Source organism: Vibrio sp. OPT46 (genome assembly GCF_015163535.1).
Lineage (GTDB): Bacteria > Pseudomonadota > Gammaproteobacteria > Enterobacterales > Vibrionaceae > Vibrio > Vibrio alginolyticus.
This window is the reverse complement of record NZ_JADDYG010000298.1, coordinates 114,004-133,494: the sequence shown is the minus strand read 5'-3', so window position 1 is coordinate 133,494 and position 19,491 is coordinate 114,004. Positions and strand designations below refer to the sequence as shown.

The window sequence follows — 19,491 nt, the reverse complement described above, 5'->3', positions numbered from 1 at the left end:
GATCTGCAAGCGAAAATGCTGCAACTGTCTGGTGGTGTCGATTTCACCAGTTTTAATCATATTGATGTCGTAATTGAAGCCGTTTTTGAAGACTTAGATCTTAAGCAAAAAATGGTGGCGGACATTGAAGCGAACGCTAAGTCAGAAACTATCTTTGCGACCAATACTTCTTCGTTGCCTATCCACAAAATTGCAGAAAAAGCAGAGCGTCCAGAAAACGTAGTGGGTTTGCATTACTTCAGCCCAGTAGAAAAAATGCCTTTGGTGGAAGTGATTCCGCATGAAACGACGTCAGATGAAACCGTTTCAACAGTTGTTGCACTTGCTAAGAAGCAAGGTAAAACCCCGATCGTAGTGAAAGACAAAGCGGGCTTTTACGTGAACCGCATTCTTGCGCCATACATGAACGAAGCGGCGCATATTCTGCTGGCTAACGAACCGATCGAAAAGATTGATACGGCGTTGCTTGACTTTGGTTTCCCTGTCGGCCCGATCACCTTACTGGATGAAGTCGGTGTCGACATTGGCGCGAAAATTATGCCGATTCTGGTTAATGAGTTAGGTGACCGATTCAAAGGCCCGGATGTGTTTGATATCTTGTTAAATGATGGACGTAAAGGACGCAAGAGTGGTAAGGGTTTTTACACTTACAAGGGCAAGAAGAAAGATGTCGACAAATCAGTTTACAAACTGCTTAAGCTCGACCCTGAATCTAAGCTAAGCGATAACGATATTGCGTTGCGCTGTGTGTTGCCAATGTTGAATGAAGCGGTACGTTGTTTGGATGATGGCATCATTCGCTCGCCACGTGACGGTGATATTGGCGCGATATTTGGTATTGGTTTCCCACCGTTCTTGGGTGGTCCGTTCCGTTACATGGACCAATTTGGCATTAAAGAGCTCGTAGAGAAAATGAATGAGTTTGCATCGAAGTATGGCGATCGTTACGCGCCATGTGATGGTTTGCTTACTCGAGCTGGTGAAGGGACAACGTTCTATTAAACGTTGCTTCTTTATGAAAAAGGCTTGCCAGTGGCAAGCCTTTTTCATAAAGAAGAAATGGTTACTTCTTCTTGTCTTTCTTATCTTTATTGTGGCCTTTACCTGGGTTGTCGTCCCCGTGAACGCTGCTGTTACCTTTTTTGTCTTTATCATTCCACTGCTTTGAAGAGCAATCATCTGAGTTGATAGATACATTGTCTCCGCTAAGGCGCACACAGTCGTCACTTAATTCGAAGCCATCGCCTTTGACTGAGATTTCAGCGTGAGCAGATGCCAATGGCAGTATAAGAGCCACAAGTAAAAGTGCTTTTTTCATGACTACCTCATTAAGTTATTTTTAGTGCGGGGAATTAGAGCATAAGCCGTAATGGCGTAATTTCAATTTTCTGCTAATTATGGTGCCGATTCAATCTATGAGACCGACAATCTCACTGGGCTCTAGGTACATACTTAGTATTCGACAATTTTATTTCTGCGCAACTAGATCACCCCAAGCCGCAATCTTTTGGCCGAAGTTGGAACTCTTCAATTGATCCAATTTCTTGTCCTAGATGGATGCGCGGAGCCTCCGAATGCGCTTGACCTTGAGAGTGCATGATCAAACGATTTGCAGTACGAGGTTTCAATTCGTTCACAACGAAGCGAATCATGTCTGCGCGCGTCAGCTTCTTCAACTCCGCCAGTACCTTGTCACGTTGGTTAAACTCAGTGTCCTTATTTCCTATCGCAACCCAAAGACGTTGAGCCCGTCCTCGAAGTGTGGTGTCCGGCGTTGCTATTTGGTTCCACAAGCCGCGCTTACTGCTGTGCCATTGGTAATCGTTTAACTCTAACAGCACCATATAAAAGGCATTTAAAAACTCATCGATTGAGGTAACCAGCTCGGCCGGTGCTGCATTAGGTGACTGCACATACAGTACAATACCAGGGTGACGATTTAGCGGCATATTGCCAGTGCCTACCATGTAACCTAATTGCTGCTTGGTACGGATTTCATGGAAAAACGTTGCCGACATAAGGTGATTGGCCAATGAGTATAGCGCGATACTACGAGGCTCAATATCCTCGCACTGGTGGTAAATAACGACCGCGGAATCTTGCTGGTTACAATGCACCTCACGTTGAAAACTGCCATTTTTACCTAGCATAATGAGCGGACGAAGTGCCTCTTCATAACGTTGCTCGTTAACTCTTAGAGCATCCTTCAAGGTCGTAGCCATGTCATGGGCTTGCTGGCGTTGCCAGTCTCCGTAAACAAACATTTCAACGTGCAGTTCTGCAAGAATGGATTCTACGAATACCGAGAGTTCATCGACTTCGATTTCTTCTAGCGCTTCGACTAAGGTTGCGAAAGGCGGGTTATTGGGTTGAAGTAACCCAGTAAGTGCGTTAAACAGCTGCGAAATAGGGCGATCTTGTGAAGCATTTCTCCAGTTTCGTAACAGTTGTTGTTTGATGGTTTCAAAGCGAGCAGGGCTGAAATCTCGAGAAGCAAAACGGTGCAGAATCATTTCCAGCAACTGAGGCAGCTTTTGACTGAACCCAGAGAGGGTTAAGGTCACGCCACCTTGGTGAGCGTACATGTTGTAACCCATCCCTGCGATTTCTGCTTGATAGGTTTCTTTTGCTAGCGAATCGAGGAACATCTCTACACATAAGCGCGTTTTGACGATGTTCTTTGGTGATGCAACGGCATGAGAGCTGTCGATAGCGACATAAACGACACCTTTAGGCACGCGAAATTCGTCATCTTGCAAATGCCACAGCCGAAACCCTTCGAGATCCTCAATCAACTCTGGCAGTGAATCACCATTTTCGAGTGGCATGGGGTCGAGATCGTAGCAAATATAAGGGTTCTTTTCCGGTAAGACGAATTGCCAGCTTGGGTCGATTTGTTGATAGAAACGACGTTGGTCTTCACTAAAAGGTGTGACGGAGTACGGGGTAAAGTACCATTCGGCAGTACGGTTGTATTCCAGGCCTTTAGCAATCACAGTGACGCGTACATTATCGATGGTTAAGTATCGCAGCAATGAACGCTGTAACTCCTCATCGTAGCCCGCCATTTTGTAGTCACCATAAACCGTGTCTTCCGGTTGATAGTGCTGCATGTTGATCACCAGATGGCTGACGAGATCCATTGGGCGCGATGGCTCTTGGAAGCGAAAAGCCGATTCTAATACCGCTTGTTTTTCGAGATAGCGCCATTCATCTAACCCGTCTTGTTTGATCATCGAGAGGTATTGAAAAACCGCTTGAACGATATCATCAACATGATCTAAGCCGTTTGGCGTCAGGGTGCAGCTTACGGTAAAGTCTCGGTAGTTACTGCCACTCGCGCCGCCGCCCGCTGAGAGAGAGGTAATCCAGCCTTTTTCTTTGAGTTGAAGCATCAAACTGCCTTCTCCTTCATAACCCAACAGGTGAGCAAAGTAGGAGAGTGGCTTCACGCTATAATGCGCATCCATTCCCGGCATGGGAAATGTGAGAATCAGTTTACGGAACTCTTTGAGCGGCTCGACTTGAACCAAAATGCCCGTGCTTTCCTCAGTGCCGATCGGTACATCAATCGATTTTCCACGAAGGTGGTGATTTGGGATGTCGGCAAACATGGCTTCTACCCAAGCTTGCTGTTCATCGAGCAGCTGTGGCCCAAATAGAGTCAGTGTCATCAAATCGGCGGAATACTGAGAGTGGTGAAACTCCACAATTTCGTCGCGGATGGATTTACCATCTCGGTCGCCAAGAGTATCTAAGTTTCCGACAGAGAATTTTGAAAACGGGTGCTCTGGATTGATGACTTCTTTGTTAACTTGATACAGGCGACGAGAATCATCATTGAGTTTGAGCTTGTATTCGGAGTCGACAGCCTGGCGTTCTTTGTCTAATGCTTCTTCGTTAAACAAAGGTGCGGTAAAAAATTGGCTAAATCGATCTAAGGCACTTTCAAAGGCATTTGGAGCAATATTGAAAAAGAAACAAGTGTGCTCTGTACCAGTCCAAGCGTTGTTTGTTCCACCGTGTTGGCTAATATAGCTTTGAAACTCGCCCACTTTAGGGTATTTTTCCGTACCCAAAAAAAGCATGTGTTCTAAATAGTGTGCCAGACCTTGGCGATCGTTTGGGTCGTCGAAGTGTCCAACGTTCACTGCCAGAGCAGCTGCCGACTGTTGAGCTGTATCGGAATGAATCAGCAGTACACGCAGTTCATTGCTCAAGGTAATGTAGCGGTATTGATTTGAATCGTTAGGACTTAGATGCACGATGCGTCTCCAGATTTCGCATTACAGTAATTTAGGCTCCCCTCGCGGGGGGCGCAAAGTTTGCGTTTCGACAAATACTGCTTGCCGTATTTTTGTTATTCGTAGACTTCTGCACAGGCCCATCGCGTTTGCGTATGGGGAAGAACTGTTTGAGTGAATGCTCTGAACTCATTGCACAGTTAAATAGTGTGATGAACTGAGTACATTCTTTTAATAGATTGTTAAGAAAGTCGCTATCTTTAACAAGCGAATTGGTATAATGAACAGATAATTATATCAGTATTTTTGTTTCGTCATTGTTAAAGTTAGCCCCGTCTATCTAATAAAGATAGCAGTCAACCTTTTGGTAGCGTTAGCTATCCCTAGGAAATAACATGAAAATATTCATCATGCGTCACGGTGAAGCCGAGCATTTTGCAGATTCAGACGCAGCACGACAATTGACCCCAAGAGGCAGAGTCGAATCAGAAGCGGTTGCGAGAGCCTGTAAAGAACAGGGTTTTGCGCAATTCGATAAAGTGTTGGTGAGTCCGTACATTAGAGCTCAACAAACTTGGCAAGAGATCAGTGCGTATTTCTCTGCAAAAAGCATTGAAACTTGTGAAGATATTACACCTTATGGCCAGTCCGAGCATGTCTTCGATTTCGCAAGTGCATTAATCGAAGTCGAACAATTGGACTCGCTTTTGTTCGTATCGCATTTGCCTTTGGTCGGTTATCTGACTTCAGAGTTTGTAAAAGACATGACACCACCGATGTTTCCTACATCAGGGCTAGTGTGCATTGAATATGATTTACAAACACAAAATGGTGAAGTGCTTTGGCATATTACGCCATAAGTGTCTAAACCAAAATAAGCGTTTGCAAATTAGAGACAGAATAAGAAAGGCAGGAGATCCCTGCCTTTTCGTTTCGTCGTGTATACAGCAAGCTTGTTACTTTTCAGGAATTGAAAGCAACACTAACAACGCACCATCACCACCAAATTCTAGTGGCGCTTGGTGAAAAGCCATAACGTCAGGATGCTGTGCTAACCAAAGTGGGGCTTTCTGTTTCAGGATGTGTTTCCCAATACCATGTTGCACACACGCACAATGAATCTCGTTTTTGATGCAATAGGCTATCATCGCACCAAGCTCGCGTTTTGCTTCTTGCTGTGTCATGCCGTGCATATCGAGGAACACGTCCGGTACATACACGCCACGACGTAGACGTTTGACTTCATAAGTGGAGACGTCGTCACGTGCATAACGAGTTGGACCTTCATCGTTTAATAGAGGGACAAACTCGTCTGAAAAGTAAAATTCAGAGTCACTCGCTTCACGGTTGGAGCGCTTGATTTCTTTTTGCTTAGTATTTTTTTTTGGTTGCTGGATTATGGTATCCTGTCGCAACTTTTTTACGCCCTGTACTGCTTCCTGAAACAAGGCGAAATCGTCATCGTTCTCGGTGTCTTTTTTGCTCATTAGGTAAACAATTTCATTAATAAACTTTATTGGCAGTATTGTAGCGCTTTTCGGAGGCAATTTTGGATAAGATTTTTGTAGAAGAAGCGGTATCGGAACTGCATACCCTTCAAGATATGATTCGTTGGACGGTAAGCCGCTTTAATGCAGCGAACCTGTTTTACGGTCATGGTACTGATAATGCGTGGGATGAAGCAGTTCAGCTTATCCTGCCAACCTTATACTTGCCGATTGATGTGCCTCCGCACGTATTGAACTCTCGCCTAACGACAAGCGAGCGTCTGCGTATTGTTGAGCGCGTAGTAAAACGCATCAACGAGCGTACGCCAACAGCATACCTAACAAACAAAGCATGGTTCTGCGGTCTTGAGTTCTTCGTTGATGAGCGTGTACTTGTGCCACGTTCTCCTATCGGCGAATTGATTCAAGCGGAATTCCAACCTTGGTTGGTGGAAGAGCCTACGCGCATCATGGACCTATGTACGGGTTCTGGTTGTATCGCGATTGCTTGTGCGCACGCTTTCCCTGAAGCAGAAGTGGATGCTATCGACATCTCTACAGATGCTCTACAAGTGGCTGAGCAAAACGTACAAGATCACGGCATGGAGCAGCAAGTGTTCCCAATTCGCTCTGATTTGTTCCGTGATCTTCCAAAAGAGAAATACAATCTAATCGTGTCCAACCCACCATATGTGGATGAAGAAGACATGAACAGCCTGCCAGATGAGTTCACGCATGAGCCTGAGCTTGGTTTAGCTGCGGGTACGGATGGTCTAAAACTAGTGCGTCGTATTCTTGCTAACGCGCCAGATTATCTAACAGATAACGGCATTCTTATTTGTGAAGTCGGAAACTCAATGATTCATATGATGGAACAGTATCCAGAGATTCCATTTACTTGGATTGAGTTCGAGAACGGCGGTCATGGCGTATTTATGCTAACGCGTGACCAGCTGGTTGAGTGTGCAGAAGAGTTTAAACTGTACAAAGACTAATAGAGTCTTGCACTAAACATCAAAACACCGAGCTTTATGCTCGGTGTTTTTTTTATGCATACCTCGCCGATATTAACTCTTTACATCAAAACGTAATAAAGCCACTATGAATCCACGAAGAATTGGAAAGCAGCTATGCTCTGTTTTGAGAGAGCGTGGCGATAAAAACTTGAGGAAGTAATGGCAGGAAACAGTATCGGACAACATTTCCGAGTGACGACATTCGGGGAAAGTCACGGTATCGCACTGGGATGTATCGTAGACGGATGTCCTCCGGGGTTGGAAATTACAGAAGCAGATCTACAAATCGATCTCGACCGCCGTCGTCCAGGCACATCACGTTACACCACACAACGTCGTGAACCGGATGAAGTTAAAATTCTTTCTGGCGTTTTTGAAGGCAAAACCACGGGCACATCGATCGGTTTGCTAATTGAAAACACCGATCAGCGCTCAAAAGACTACTCTGACATCAAAGATAAGTTCAGACCGGGTCATGCTGATTACACTTACCACCAAAAATACGGCATCCGCGACTATCGCGGTGGCGGCCGTTCTTCAGCTCGTGAAACCGCAATGCGTGTGGCGGCTGGTGCAATCGCGAAGAAATACTTAAAAGATGAGTTTGGTGTTGAGATTCGTGCTTACTTGTCACAAATGGGTGATGTATCTATCGACAAGGTAGATTGGAGCGAAATCGAGAACAATGCATTCTTCTGCCCTGATGCTGACAAAGTAGAAGCATTTGACCAACTTATCCGTGACCTGAAAAAAGAAGGCGACTCTATTGGCGCAAAAATCCAGGTTGTGGCAACTAACGTGCCTGTTGGTCTCGGGGAACCCGTATTTGACCGTCTGGATGCAGACATCGCGCACGCACTAATGAGCATCAACGCGGTGAAAGGCGTAGAAATCGGAGACGGTTTCGAGGTGGTAAACCAAAAAGGCAGTCAGCACCGTGATACGCTTGCTCCTGAAGGTTTTGGTAGTAATCATGCGGGTGGCATTCTTGGTGGTATCTCGACTGGTCAAGACATTGTCGCAAACATTGCGCTTAAGCCAACATCAAGTATCACTGTGCCGGGTGAGACCATCACAAAAGAAGGTGAACCAACTCAGTTGATCACCAAAGGTCGTCATGACCCATGTGTGGGTATTCGTGCTGTGCCTATCGCAGAAGCGATGCTGGCAATTGTGGTGATGGATCATTTACTACGCCACCGTGGTCAAAACCATGGCGTAACAACTGAAACACCGAAGATTTAAGAGCTTTGTGTCATTCCAGCGAGCTATAGCGAGACTAGGAATCTAATTTCAGCACGATGAAAAGAGAAAGAAACATCTCTGACAACAGAGTGCTCGGATAATATATCCTGAATCATGCTCCTTCGTCGCTGTTCAGGATGACTGAATATAAAATTATGCCACTCACTGAATCGCGGGTGGCACAATTTTATCAGGCAACCTTTTTTGTTTAAGTAGTTTTTGCTTAATGAATCGAGCCTTCGGTTTCCAAATGGAAAGAAGGCAGACGCCACTTAAAGCGTACCGCAGCCATACGCAGCATGTAACCAGTAACCAGTGTAATGATCGTGGCAGTGACATCAGGAATATTAAATTCTAATAGCGCTAAGTACATTCCTGATGCGATAAGAGCGACAGAAGCGTAAAGCTCTTCATGTAGTACCAATGGTGTTTGGCGACAGATCAAGTCGCGAAGTAGCCCACCGAATACACCAGTTACTAACGCTGAAACCATACAAATACCAGGGTGCAAGCCCATGCCCATCGCAATTTTTGTTCCGATGATACTAAACACGATTAAACCTAATGCATCGAGGCGAATGAACAGACCTTTCAGCTTAATCACCCATTTCGCTAAACCTGTTGTTAGCACACCTGCAACACACGTAATTGCAAGGAACTCTGGGTTTTTTACCCAACCAAGAGGGTAGTGGCCTAATAGAATGTCACGTACGGTGCCACCACCAATGGCCGTTGCGCTAGCCACCAACATAACACCAAACCAATCCATCTTTCTTCTACCAGCACTTAACGCACCTGTCATGGCTTCAGCCGTGATACCAATGATATACAACACACTTAGCAACATAGGGAAACACTCAACGTAAAAAGTCACTACGTTCTACGAGAATCAGCGTAGGCGAAGTAACAACACTTACAAACGGTTCTATCTCTCTTAAAAAGTGATTAAAACCAGCAACATGCTTGTAATCAAACGGCTTAAAAATAGCGGTTTGAACGGCATCAAAATAAGGCGAGAGTGTAGTGGTAAATAAGTACGCTGACGAATGAGAAATTGTATGGAGAAAGCGACCTTCAGATAAATTCAACTAATAACCAAAAATGTGGGGGTGCCTTTACCTCATAACTAAAAACAGCGACAATATGCAGCGCATGTCAAACTGAAGTACAAACTCGACGATGACCCACGAATACCAAGACTTAATCACCATTTTTAATGACACCTTTTTAGAACAATTTAATACGAAATTAGAGTTAGGTGGTGATGAGCCTATTTATCTTCCTGCTGATGATGAACACCCTCATCATCGGATTATTTTTGCTCGGGGTTTTTACGCCTCTGCTTTACACGAGATCTCGCATTGGTGTGTGGCTGGTCCAGAGCGTCGTTTGCTGGAAGATTTTGGTTATTGGTATGAACCTGATGGGCGAACAGCAGAAGTTCAAGCGGAGTTTGAGAAAGTTGAAGTGCGACCTCAAGCTTATGAATGGATTCTGGCACAAAGCGCTGGCTTCCCTTTTACGGTGAGTTGTGACAATCTACACGGCGATTTTGAACCAGATAGGCTCGGCTTTATGAAAAAAGTGCATAAAGAAGTGCTAGGTATTTTGGACGTTGGCTTGCCTTTGCGAGTGAAAATGCTTTCTGATGCCCTGCGCGCATTTTATCAAACTAAGCCATTGGAAGCGTCGGACTTTTGCGTTAAATAACCACTAATAACCTCAGAGATACACCATGATTATTGAATTTGAAGAAAAACTACTGGAACTGATTGATGCTCGAATTGAAACAGCATCTGACGATGAATTGTTTGCTGGTGGTTATTTACGTGGTCACATCTCTTTATCCGCGGCGTCTTGTGAAGAAGAAGGGATTAGCGATATTACTGAGCTGAAGTCACGCATTGAGAGCAGCTTAGAAGATGCGCGTACCGAGTTAAGCCCGGCCGATCGCGTGATTGTCAGTGATTTGTGGCAAGAGCTCCAGGCTCAGGCTTAATCCCTAAGCAGCGTTCTCCCTTTATTTAATCCTAGCAATTTACTACTTCGAAAAATTCGAACCTTTCCATAAAATTTTTGTGGTTGTAGCGAAACTGTTCAACTTTTATTCTGATCAGCATAAAACGTGAACAAAGGATTACAACCATGAAAATTGTCGCATTTGGTGCATCTACCAGCTCTACCTCAATCAACAAACTACTTGCTACATACGCAGCAAATCAAGTCGAAGGCGCTCAAGTGAATGTTCTAGACTTAAACGATTATCAAGCGCCAATGTTTAGCGAGGACAAAGAGAAAGAAATAGGTCAAGCTGAAGGGGCTGTCGCGTTTTTACGTGACTTGGCGAAGGCTGACGCTATCGTTGTTTCCTTCGCAGAGCATAACGGTTCGTACCCAGCGGCCTATAAAAACTTGTTCGATTGGGCGACGCGCATTGAGCGTAATGTATTTCAAAACAAACCTGTCGTTTATTTAGCAACTTCCCCAGGTCCCGGTGGTGCACAAAGTGTTCTTGCGGCGGCGACAGGTTCTGCTCAATTTTTTGGCGCGGATGTAAAGGCATCGTTATCTGTGCCGAGCTTCTACGAAAATTTTGACGTGGAATCGGGTAAGGTTGTAAACCCAGAAGTGGCAGAGCAAGTGAAACAGGCAGTTGCACTGCTGAAGTAATCTCAGTACGAGCGACTTAATGAGTTAGCGATTCCCGACACGTATCTGTGTCGGGAATTAAAACGAGAGAATACTCTTACAGCTCGGTAATGGCTTTGCCTTTTCTTAGTTTACGAACCCACATTCGACTTGGGTGAAGTTCGGTCAATATATCAACAGGTAATGGCAGCGGGTCCCCACAGATCTGGGAGGCCAACACTTCAGCTAATAATGGTGCAGAGCTCAGTCCACGAGATCCTAAACCTAAGAAGCAGAATAGGTTAGGGTACTGATGAATGGTTTCTACCTCTTCTTCTTTTTGATTTTGTAAGTTGGCGTATTGCGTTTTGATCGTCTCAAAGTCACCCACATTCCCGACAAATGGTAAGTGATCTCGGCTAACACAACGAATACCTTGGCGAGATTGATTATCAGTGATATCTACCTCTTTTGCCCATGTTTGATTCGGTACACATTTCACTAGCTTTTCCGCATTATCTTTTTGGGCGTTTTCATCAAATTCGTAGTCAAGGTGACTGCGGTCGTAGCTTGCACCGATACACAAGTGTTGATTACTTGGGTTAACAGGTGTCATGTAACCGTCGTAACACAACACCGTTTTCAGCTGACTCAGCGTTTCGGTTGCTGGCGCGTGACTGACTTGTCCTTTCACTTGTCCCATAGGTAGGGAAGCGGTTTGACTCAATGTCTGGAACTCATGGCCGTTCGCAATCACAACCGTTGAGTGCTCAAATGTTTGACCACTCGCCGTTAGTAGCCAGAGCTGACGCTTTTCATCCCAATCTAATGCCTCAACATGGTGTTCAAACTTCGTTGAGAGTAACGACGTCTGCTCCAATTGTTTAATTAACCCACGAGTTAACTCGGCAGGGCACAGCCACCCTCCCATTGGGTAGTGCACAGATGCCATATCAATAGGTAACCCGATAGTGTTCGCAGTCTCCTCGGCGGACAGCTTTTGAATGAGCTCTGGTGTGAAGTTACCCGTAAGTATTTTCTCCAGTTTGTCTGTGGATTTGTCATCCCACATCAACTGAGTCACGCCACACCAGTCATGATCAAAATCGATCTCTTGTGCTGCTTGTTCAACAAACTGACGTGCGAACAAAAATGCAGGAGCAAACACTCGTGAAACACCCGTGTGCGGGCCATTAAGCAGTGGATAAACGGCTCCTTGTCGATTGCCTGAAGCTCCTTTGGCTGGTTGTTTGTCTTTACAGTAAAGGGTGACGTTTTGGCCACGACGAACTAACGTTTTCGCTAACGCCGCGCTAGCTATACCACCACCAATGATGGCAATCGAATCAAGATTGCTAGATGCTGAGCGATTGAACCAAGGGAGATGGTTCGACTGCTTTTCACGTTGCTCCATAGAGCCGGCGATCATTTCTCGCTTAGTGCCGAAACCTTTCACCTTTTTCATTGTAAAGCCAGCTTCGTTCAAACCACGACGTACAAAGCCTGCTGCGGTAAACGTGGCAACTGTACAATCTTGCTTGGCTAGCTTTGCCATGTTGTTGAACAGGCCTTGGTTCCACATTTCTGGGTTTTTGCTTGGCGCGAATCCATCTAAGAACCAAGCATCAATCAAACCTTGTTCGTTGTATGGAACTTGCGGCATGCAGTCTTTAATGTCACCAAACCAAAGGTCGAGTGTGATTGCGCCGTCTTCTAAAACAATGCGATGACACTCCGGCACAGCGGCAGGGTAGTGCTTTTGTAACTTTTCCGCGTACTCAGCTAGCTCAGGCCAAGCTTCATGCGCCTTCTTTAAATCGGCTTTGCTTAATGGGTATTTTTCAAAGCTAATAAAATGCAGCTCTTTCAATGTTGCGTCCGGATGCTGACGACGAAACTCACTAAACCACTGGCATACTGCTAAGAAGTTTAATCCCGTGCCAAATCCTGTTTCACCAATGACAAAACGTCTTTGGTCAAATTCCTGCCATCTTTCTGGGAGATGATTTTGTTTTAAGAAAACGTAGCGTGTCTCTTCAAGACCGTTTACGTTAGAGAAGTAAACATCATCAAATTGGTCTGAAACCGGAGTACCAGCTTCGTTCCAACCAAGTTCTGCGTTTTTTATTGAAGTCATAATGGTGCAAATTTGTGATTTGGCGCGGTAAGAATGGGGCGATTGTACGAATTTATGGGAAAGCTGACCACTTTTGTTGACTATCTTAGTTATCATCTAGCGGATTTTTGAATTATAGGAATGTCATAATGAAACGAGTCGTAATCACCGGTATGGGTATTGTTTCAAGTATCGGTAACAACGTCGAAGAAGTTCTAGCGTCTCTTAAAGCGGGCAAATCTGGCATCACTGCATCTGAGCAGTTCAAAGAACACGGTCTTCGTTCGCAAGTATGGGGTGACCTAAAAATCAACCCGGCGGAACACATCGACCGTAAGCAGATGCGCTTTATGGGTGATGCGGCTGCTTATGCATACCTATCAATGGAGCAGGCAATCGCAGACGCTGGTCTTACAGAAGAGCAGGTTTCAAACGATCGTACCGGTATCGTTGCAGGTTCTGGCGGTGCTTCTGCATACAATCAAACGGTAGCGACAGACACGATGCGTGCAAAAGGCGTAAAGCGAGTTGGTCCTTACATGGTTCCTCGTACTATGTCTTCTACTGTTTCTGCTTGTCTTGCTACGCCATTTAAGATTCGTGGCGTGAACTACTCAATGAGCTCTGCATGTGCAACATCTGCACACTGTATCGGCCATGCTATGGAGCTTATTCAACTAGGCAAACAAGATATTGTTTTTGCTGGTGGCGGCGAAGAGCTAGATTGGTCTCAAACTATGATGTTTGATGCGATGGGCGCACTGTCAACCAAATACAATGACACGCCAGACAAAGCATCTCGCACATACGATTCAGACCGTGACGGTTTTGTTATCTCGGGCGGCGGCGGCATGCTGGTTATTGAAGAACTAGAGCACGCACTGGCACGTGGCGCGAAAATCTACGGTGAAATCGTAGGTTACGGTGCGACATCAGATGGCTACGACATGGTAGCGCCATCAGGTGAAGGCGCAATTCGTTGTATGAAGATGGCGATGCAAAACGTTGATGGTGTGGATTACATCAACACGCACGGTACATCGACACCAGTTGGTGACGTGAAAGAGCTTGGTGCTATCCAACAATTGTTTGGTGAGAACAGCCCTGCAATCTCTGCAACAAAAGCAATGACTGGCCACGCACTCGGCGCAGCGGGCGTGCACGAAGCAATTTACTCAACACTTATGCTAGACAAAAACTTCATTGCTCCAAGCATCAATATTTCAAACTTGGACGAAGCAGCACAAGGTCTGGACATAGTGACAGAAGCACGTGATGCAGAGTTAACGACCGTAATGTCAAACAGCTTTGGCTTTGGCGGCACAAACGCAACTTTGGTTATTAAAAAGTACCAAGGTTAACTGAATTTGTTGGCGCCTTGCGAGAGTACTGTAAACGCCAACAATCCAGTTTCCAGAGCTTGATCAGTCACACTGATCGAACAGACGCAGACTCTATCCCATGGAGAGCGGGATAGGATCCTTTTGTTCTGGAACTTTGCCCGGCTATTTAGCCGGGCTTTTTCTTTTCTCTGTTTCTGCTTTTCTCTAGGCTTCCCGGCAATCGATTCTATAGGAGTTACCTCCTTGAGGTTTATTGGTGTTATATCTTGAGATTTTTCGGGAAAAGGGCACAATCGCTTTAGTTTCGCATCTTGCGAATAAACGAACTCTTACAAATGGATGTTAGAACGCTGGCGCTATGAAAATTATTGTTGATGAAAATATGCCGTATGCTGAAGAGCTATTCAGCCAACTCGGTAACGTAATTCTAAAACCAGGTCGTACACTGACCGCCGATGATTTAGTGGATGTTGATGCCCTAATGATTCGCTCAGTCACCAAAGTGAATGCTGACCTGATCAGCAAAGCAAACAAGCTGAAGTTTGTTGGTACGGCCACGGCAGGCATGGATCATGTTGACCAAGCACTCTTAAAAGAGAAAGGCATTTTCTTCACTGCGGCGCCAGGGTGTAACAAAGTGGGTGTGGCGGAATACGCGTTCAGCGTGATGATGGTGCTCGCTCAGCAACAAGGTTTCTCGGTATTTGACAAGACGGTAGGTATTATTGGTGCAGGCCAAGTAGGTAGCTACCTAGAGAAATGTTTGAAAGGCATGGGTATTAAAGTTCTCATCAATGACCCATTCAAACAAGAGGCTGGTGATCCTCGTAGCTTTACTCCGTTGACAGAACTGATTGAAAGCTCAGACATCATTACACTACATACGCCAATCACCAAAGATGGCCCATACCCAACGCATCATTTGATTGATGAGAAGGTATTAAATGGTCTCCGCAGCGATCAAATTTTGATTAACGCGGCTCGAGGTCCCATCGTTGACAACGCTGCTTTGAAGCAACGTCTTTTGAAAAATGATGGCTTTACAGCGGCACTCGACGTATTTGAATTTGAACCAGAGGTTGATATGGAGCTTCTGCCTCTGCTAGCATTCGCAACCCCTCACGTTGCAGGCTACGGCTTGGAAGGGAAAGCTCGCGGTACAACGATGATTTTCAACAGCTATTGTGAGTTCTTAAATAACGAATTACGTGCGCATGCCAGCGATTTACTGCCAACCGCGCCTGTTCCTACTATGGTATTGGACAGAGCTTGGGACGAAGCAACACTGCATAACATCACGCAGTTAATCTATGATGTGCGTAGAGATGACGCTCTTTTCCGCCGTGAAATCAGTAAGCCAGGCGCTTTTGACCTGATGCGTAAAAACTACTGGGATCGCCGTGAATACAGCGCTGTCACGCTAGTGGGTAACAAAACATGTAACCTTGCTCCATTAGCAGAACTAGGTTTTCAGATTGAGGTAAGTCAATGAGCCAGCAATATAATGTTGCCATTTTAGGTGCGACCGGTGCGGTCGGTGAAACAATTTTGGATGTGCTTCAAGAGCGCAAATTCCCAGTAGGCGAAATCTTCCTACTCGCGAGTGAGCGCAGCGAAGGCAAGACTTACCGCTTCAATGGTAAAACGGTACGCGTTCAAAACGTAGAAGAGTTTGATTGGTCTCAAGCGCATATCGCACTGTTTTCTGCTGGTGGTGAGCTATCAGCCAAGTGGGCTCCAATTGCCGCTGATGAAGGCGTGATTGTTATCGACAATACATCACACTTCCGTTACGAGTACGACATTCCTCTTGTTGTGCCTGAAGTAAACCCAGAAGCGATTGCAGAGTTTCGTAACCGTAACATCATTGCGAACCCGAACTGTTCAACCATCCAAATGCTGGTGGCACTAAAACCAATTCACGATGCGGTGGGTATTGAGCGTATTAACGTATCAACTTACCAATCGGTGTCTGGTGCAGGCAAAGCGGGTATCGATGAGCTAGCAGGTCAAACGGCGAAGCTGCTAAACGGTCTGCCTGCAGACAAGAAGCAATTCTCTCAACAGATCGCGTTTAACTGTATTCCACAAATCGATCAAATGATGGAAAACGGCTACACCAAAGAAGAAATGAAAATGGTGTGGGAAACACAGAAGATCTTTAACGATCCATCAATCACAGTCAATCCAACGTGTGTACGTGTTCCTGTATTCTACGGTCACGCAGAAGCACTTCACATTGAGACTCGTTCACCTATCGATGCACAAGAAGTCGTTAACTTGCTTGAACAAACTGACGGTATCGAAGTGTTCCACGGTGAAGACTTCCCTACACAAGTTCGCGATGCGGGCGGTAAAGACCATGTAATGGTTGGCCGTATCCGTAACGATATCAGCCATCATAGCGGAGTAAACCTGTGGGTTGTTGCTGATAACGTGCGTAAAGGCGCGGCAACTAACGCGGTGCAAATCGCAGAAGTTCTGATCCGCGATTACTACTAAGTCGTTTACAATTCATTTCAAAGCCTCGCACAGTGCGAGGCTTTTTTGTACGAACGAAACAAAATAGTGTGAGATTAGTACGAATATGGCGAGAGCCACACATTTTTTATTCTCAACGCTATAGTTTTGCATGCGATATCCGATATATTTAACCGATCACCATTTCAAATTGTATTTAGCACAAAACTGAGCCTTCTATGCGTCAAAATTATAAGCGTTTGTTAGCAGCCCTTGTGTTGATGAGCGCGACTCAGACATCATCAGTGGTTCAAGCCGAAGGAATTCGTCTTGTTGGACCGTCTGGTGAAGTGCAATCATCTCCGAGCTATGCTGAAGATATTGAGCGAGCATTACCTGCTCCTCCTGCGAATACTCAACCGTCACGTTTCTTTGGTCCGACTGGTGAAAATCAAACACTATGGTCGATCGCTTCAGAATTACGACCTTCACGCGGTGTTACCGTTCAACAAACGCTTCTTGCCATTTACCGAATTAACCCTCAAGCGTTTGAGAACCAAAACATTCATGAATTGATCCCAGGTAGTCGGCTACGAGTACCTTCTCTAGAGCAAGTGCAAAGCGCGACCACAGCGCAAGCTGTTGCGATTATGAAGGCGCATGAAGCTAAGTTAAAACAGCCGAAGCCGACAAATAGAGCGACGCCAGCACAACGAGTCACCGAGCAACCAAAGCCACAAATTAAAGTAGAACCCAAGCCTGCGGCTAAGCCAGAGACAGTGGCAGCAACGGAGCCAAAACCAACTCCGAAAACAATACCCGTCATCCCTGCGCCACCAGTAACCACCTCTCCGCAGGGTGAAAAGCAGGTCAGTGCGCTAAAGGACAAACTTCAAGGCTCACAAAGTGAATTAGACTCATTAGAAGAGAAGAACCATCGTCTTCGATTGATGCTGTCAGAAGTGCAAAGCGAAGTCGAAACTTTGAAAAGCGAGCTGAATGACGAAGAACGCATTCGCTCAGAAGTCGAGAAACTGCTTGCTGAAGAGCGCCAGCGCCTTGCTGAACAACAACGCATGCAACCAAGCACCATGGACAAAATTTTGTCGAATGGTTGGCTTGTTGGTCTTGCGGCATTAATTCCTGGTGCTTTGCTCGCCTTGCTAGTCGTTATGCTGCTTGGTCGACGCTCTAAAGCGAGAGAAGAAGCGGTTGAGCAGGAACAGCAAAACGTTGATCCTCTTGCGGCGCCAATCGGTTTAGCGGCGGCGGATGAGCTGGATGAAGAGCTCACGCTTGATGATGAATTGTTTGCAGATGAAGATATCAACACACAGTCTTTACAAGAAGAGAAGTCAGATTTAGAAGAAGACGTCTTTGCTAACCTCGACGATGAAGAACTTGATTTCAATCTGGAAGGGGACGATGACCCATTTGCAGATATTGGCGATGACGGTGACCTAGATGTTGGTCTGGATGAGTTTGAGTCATCGAACAATGGTATCCAAGTCAACGGCGAAGAAAAAGCGCTTGGTTTAGAAGAAATGGAGCGAGCCTTAGATGAGGTTGCTCCAGAACTAGAAGTGCTCGATGACGATGAGTCTGGCTTCGATCTTTCGGATGATGCGAATGAGAAATCAGACTCGCTTTCAGACGACGCATTTGCCGAGTTACTTGCAGCCGATGAGCCGTCAGAAGAGTTACCAAGTGACACTGTCGACCAGGATATGCTTGATGACTTGTTTGCTGAACTTGGCAACGATGACTTCGATTTAGATACTGATGAGCCTGAGTTAAAACAGCCCGTTTCGGATGATGACTTTAGTGTAGGAGAGGCATCTGACGACGATATCGATAAGCTATTGGCCCAGTATGAACAACCGGCTAGTGAATCGGAAGTTCGAGAAGCTGACGCCAATGAAGGTCCTGTTCTAGATGAAAACAGTACAGAGCTACTCGATGAACTCATTGATTTTGATGAAGATGACACAGACGAGTTTGATCCACTAAACGAGCTAGAAGCAATCTCTGGTTTTGAAGGTGATGACTCGATCGAAGAGTTAGACGCAGATAGCACAGACTTACTGGACGAACTCATTGATGATGTTACCTCTGAACTTGATGAAGAGACTGAAGCTGATTTAGATCCGTTTGATGATCTGATTCGAGAGGACGAGAGCCCAGAGCAGAATAAATCGGAAGAGGAAGAGTTACTGAAATCACTTGGTTTTGGTGAGCCAGACGCCGACGAAAAGCCATCTCCCGTAGTTGGGTCAGAACAAACTCATGAAGATCAGGACATTGAGTCTGGGTTGGACATCGACGCTTTATTAAGTGAAAGCCAGCCAGACACGCAACAAGCTGTAGAAGATCAACCATTAACCGAGCCAGAGGCTGCCTCAGAGCCATTTAGCAGCGATGAATTTCTTGGTGATTTAGAGGACCTCTCACCAGAGAATGATCCTTTAATGAGCGAGCTAGACGACCTATTTGAGTCAGACAGTGAAGAACTTCTGCCAACAGAACAAGAAAAAGCGGATTTTTCTGCTGAACTTGACGCTCTATTTGATAGTGAAGACGATTTACCGCAGCAAGTTGAAAAAACACAAACGGAGATAGAGGAAGCTTCATCACTACAACAAGAGGCTACCGATACTGATTCAACACAAGAACCATCCGTGGAGTCCGATGCTGAGGTACAGCCTCACGTTGAGCAAGAGGAAGACATTCCAGCCTTCACGCCGACACCAAATACAATAGAAAATGAATTCGGTGTTCCACAAGAAGAAGATTGGCTACTGGATGAGCCTGAATTGGAGCCGGAAACTGAGTCGACCAACGATTCAGAAGAAGAATTCAATTTTGATGAGCTGGATCTTCCAGAATTCAGCGAAGAAGATGCTCTAGCATCTATGGCTGGCGAACCTGCGTTAGAAACGTCCGAGTCCGTTG

At 45.6% G+C, this 19,491-nt stretch carries 16 protein-coding genes; 11 read left to right on the top strand and 5 right to left on the bottom strand.

Annotated elements, in window-relative coordinates; all coding sequences use genetic code 11:
• Positions 1–1,002 (top strand): 3-hydroxyacyl-CoA dehydrogenase NAD-binding domain-containing protein (locus tag IQR33_RS14065; RefSeq protein ID WP_228010055.1); only part of this gene is annotated, 1,002 nt, incomplete at its 5' end.
• 61 nt (positions 1,003–1,063) lie between these two features.
• Here the strand turns inward: IQR33_RS14065 and IQR33_RS14060 are convergent.
• Positions 1,064–1,318 (bottom strand): hypothetical protein, encoded by a 255-nt coding sequence (locus tag IQR33_RS14060; RefSeq protein ID WP_017635936.1) that lies wholly within the window; start codon positions 1,316–1,318, stop codon positions 1,064–1,066.
• A gap of 169 nt (positions 1,319–1,487) precedes the next feature.
• On the bottom strand, positions 1,488–4,265 hold the full coding sequence (locus IQR33_RS14055; RefSeq protein ID WP_193837636.1) for an insulinase family protein: 2,778 nt from the start codon (positions 4,263–4,265) through the stop codon (positions 1,488–1,490).
• 374 nt (positions 4,266–4,639) lie between these two features.
• Between IQR33_RS14055 and sixA the strand changes: the two genes are divergently transcribed.
• Complete coding sequence (gene sixA / locus IQR33_RS14050; RefSeq protein ID WP_005380537.1) at positions 4,640–5,104, top strand: phosphohistidine phosphatase SixA; 465 nt, start codon at positions 4,640–4,642, stop codon at positions 5,102–5,104.
• Positions 5,105–5,200: 96 nt separating this feature from the next.
• On the opposite strand, the gene smrB is transcribed toward sixA, so the two are convergent.
• Positions 5,201–5,731 (bottom strand): endonuclease SmrB, encoded by a 531-nt coding sequence (gene smrB, locus IQR33_RS14045; protein WP_005380539.1) that lies wholly within the window; start codon positions 5,729–5,731, stop codon positions 5,201–5,203.
• Between the two features lie 62 nt (positions 5,732–5,793).
• Here smrB and prmB point away from each other — a divergent pair, with 62 nt between their 5' ends.
• Positions 5,794–6,726, top strand: coding sequence for a 50S ribosomal protein L3 N(5)-glutamine methyltransferase (prmB, locus tag IQR33_RS14040; RefSeq protein WP_005380541.1), 933 nt, complete (start codon positions 5,794–5,796; stop codon positions 6,724–6,726).
• Positions 6,727–6,906: 180 nt separating this feature from the next.
• Positions 6,907–7,992, top strand: a complete 1,086-nt coding sequence (aroC, locus tag IQR33_RS14035) for a chorismate synthase (protein WP_033907375.1) — start codon at positions 6,907–6,909, stop codon at positions 7,990–7,992.
• 223 nt (positions 7,993–8,215) lie between these two features.
• On the opposite strand, the gene IQR33_RS14030 is transcribed toward aroC, so the two are convergent.
• The gene (locus IQR33_RS14030; RefSeq protein WP_193837639.1) at positions 8,216–8,839 is read right to left on the bottom strand and encodes a trimeric intracellular cation channel family protein; all 624 of its coding nucleotides are present in this window, start codon (positions 8,837–8,839) and stop codon (positions 8,216–8,218) included.
• Between the two features lie 332 nt (positions 8,840–9,171).
• Here IQR33_RS14030 and IQR33_RS14025 point away from each other — a divergent pair, with 332 nt between their 5' ends.
• The 3 genes from IQR33_RS14025 to IQR33_RS14015 all read left to right on the top strand — a co-directional run bounded on the left by IQR33_RS14025 (position 9,172) and on the right by IQR33_RS14015 (position 10,662).
• Positions 9,172–9,702 (top strand): elongation factor P hydroxylase, encoded by a 531-nt coding sequence (locus tag IQR33_RS14025; protein WP_005380546.1) that lies wholly within the window; start codon positions 9,172–9,174, stop codon positions 9,700–9,702.
• A gap of 25 nt (positions 9,703–9,727) precedes the next feature.
• Positions 9,728–9,991: a YfcL family protein gene (locus IQR33_RS14020; protein WP_005380548.1), complete on the top strand. Its 264-nt coding sequence runs from the start codon at positions 9,728–9,730 to the stop codon at positions 9,989–9,991.
• A 146-nt stretch (positions 9,992–10,137) separates the two neighbouring features.
• Positions 10,138–10,662 carry an NADPH-dependent FMN reductase gene (locus IQR33_RS14015; protein ID WP_138939541.1) on the top strand — a complete coding sequence of 175 codons (525 nt, stop codon included), beginning with the start codon at positions 10,138–10,140 and terminating at the stop codon, positions 10,660–10,662.
• Positions 10,663–10,738: 76 nt separating this feature from the next.
• Here IQR33_RS14015 and mnmC read toward each other — a convergent pair whose 3' ends face one another.
• Positions 10,739–12,757, bottom strand: a complete 2,019-nt coding sequence (mnmC, locus tag IQR33_RS14010) for a bifunctional tRNA (5-methylaminomethyl-2-thiouridine)(34)-methyltransferase MnmD/FAD-dependent 5-carboxymethylaminomethyl-2-thiouridine(34) oxidoreductase MnmC (protein WP_193837635.1) — start codon at positions 12,755–12,757, stop codon at positions 10,739–10,741.
• Positions 12,758–12,885: 128 nt separating this feature from the next.
• On the opposite strand from mnmC, the gene fabB reads away from it, so the two are divergent.
• From fabB to IQR33_RS13990, 4 genes are all read left to right on the top strand, one after another.
• Complete coding sequence (gene fabB / locus IQR33_RS14005) at positions 12,886–14,097, top strand: beta-ketoacyl-ACP synthase I (RefSeq protein ID WP_193837634.1); 1,212 nt, start codon at positions 12,886–12,888, stop codon at positions 14,095–14,097.
• Between the two features lie 340 nt (positions 14,098–14,437).
• Positions 14,438–15,571 carry a 4-phosphoerythronate dehydrogenase gene (locus IQR33_RS14000; protein WP_005380560.1) on the top strand — a complete coding sequence of 378 codons (1,134 nt, stop codon included), beginning with the start codon at positions 14,438–14,440 and terminating at the stop codon, positions 15,569–15,571.
• Positions 15,568–16,581: an aspartate-semialdehyde dehydrogenase gene (locus IQR33_RS13995; protein ID WP_005380562.1), complete on the top strand. Its 1,014-nt coding sequence runs from the start codon at positions 15,568–15,570 to the stop codon at positions 16,579–16,581. Before IQR33_RS14000 ends, IQR33_RS13995 begins: the two co-directional genes overlap by 4 nt.
• 197 nt (positions 16,582–16,778) lie before the next feature.
• A partial coding sequence (locus IQR33_RS13990; RefSeq protein ID WP_193843770.1) for a FimV/HubP family polar landmark protein occupies positions 16,779–19,491 on the top strand: 2,713 nt, incomplete at its 3' end.

Excerpts from the sequence above, each read along its gene's own strand:
- IQR33_RS14060 (WP_017635936.1), bottom strand. The coding sequence starts at position 1,318 with ATGAAAAAAGCACTTTTACTTGTGGCTCTTATACTGCCATTGGCATCT.
- sixA (WP_005380537.1), top strand. The coding sequence starts at position 4,640 with ATGAAAATATTCATCATGCGTCACGGTGAAGCCGAGCATTTTGCAGAT.
- smrB (WP_005380539.1), bottom strand. The coding sequence starts at position 5,731 with ATGAGCAAAAAAGACACCGAGAACGATGACGATTTCGCCTTGTTTCAG.
- aroC (WP_033907375.1), top strand. The coding sequence starts at position 6,907 with ATGGCAGGAAACAGTATCGGACAACATTTCCGAGTGACGACATTCGGG.
- IQR33_RS14030 (WP_193837639.1), bottom strand. The coding sequence starts at position 8,839 with ATGTTGCTAAGTGTGTTGTATATCATTGGTATCACGGCTGAAGCCATG.
- IQR33_RS14025 (WP_005380546.1), top strand. The coding sequence starts at position 9,172 with ATGACCCACGAATACCAAGACTTAATCACCATTTTTAATGACACCTTT.
- IQR33_RS14020 (WP_005380548.1), top strand. The coding sequence starts at position 9,728 with ATGATTATTGAATTTGAAGAAAAACTACTGGAACTGATTGATGCTCGA.
- IQR33_RS14015 (WP_138939541.1), top strand. The coding sequence starts at position 10,138 with ATGAAAATTGTCGCATTTGGTGCATCTACCAGCTCTACCTCAATCAAC.
- mnmC (WP_193837635.1), bottom strand. The coding sequence starts at position 12,757 with ATGACTTCAATAAAAAACGCAGAACTTGGTTGGAACGAAGCTGGTACT.
- fabB (WP_193837634.1), top strand. The coding sequence starts at position 12,886 with ATGAAACGAGTCGTAATCACCGGTATGGGTATTGTTTCAAGTATCGGT.
- IQR33_RS14000 (WP_005380560.1), top strand. The coding sequence starts at position 14,438 with ATGAAAATTATTGTTGATGAAAATATGCCGTATGCTGAAGAGCTATTC.
- IQR33_RS13995 (WP_005380562.1), top strand. The coding sequence starts at position 15,568 with ATGAGCCAGCAATATAATGTTGCCATTTTAGGTGCGACCGGTGCGGTC.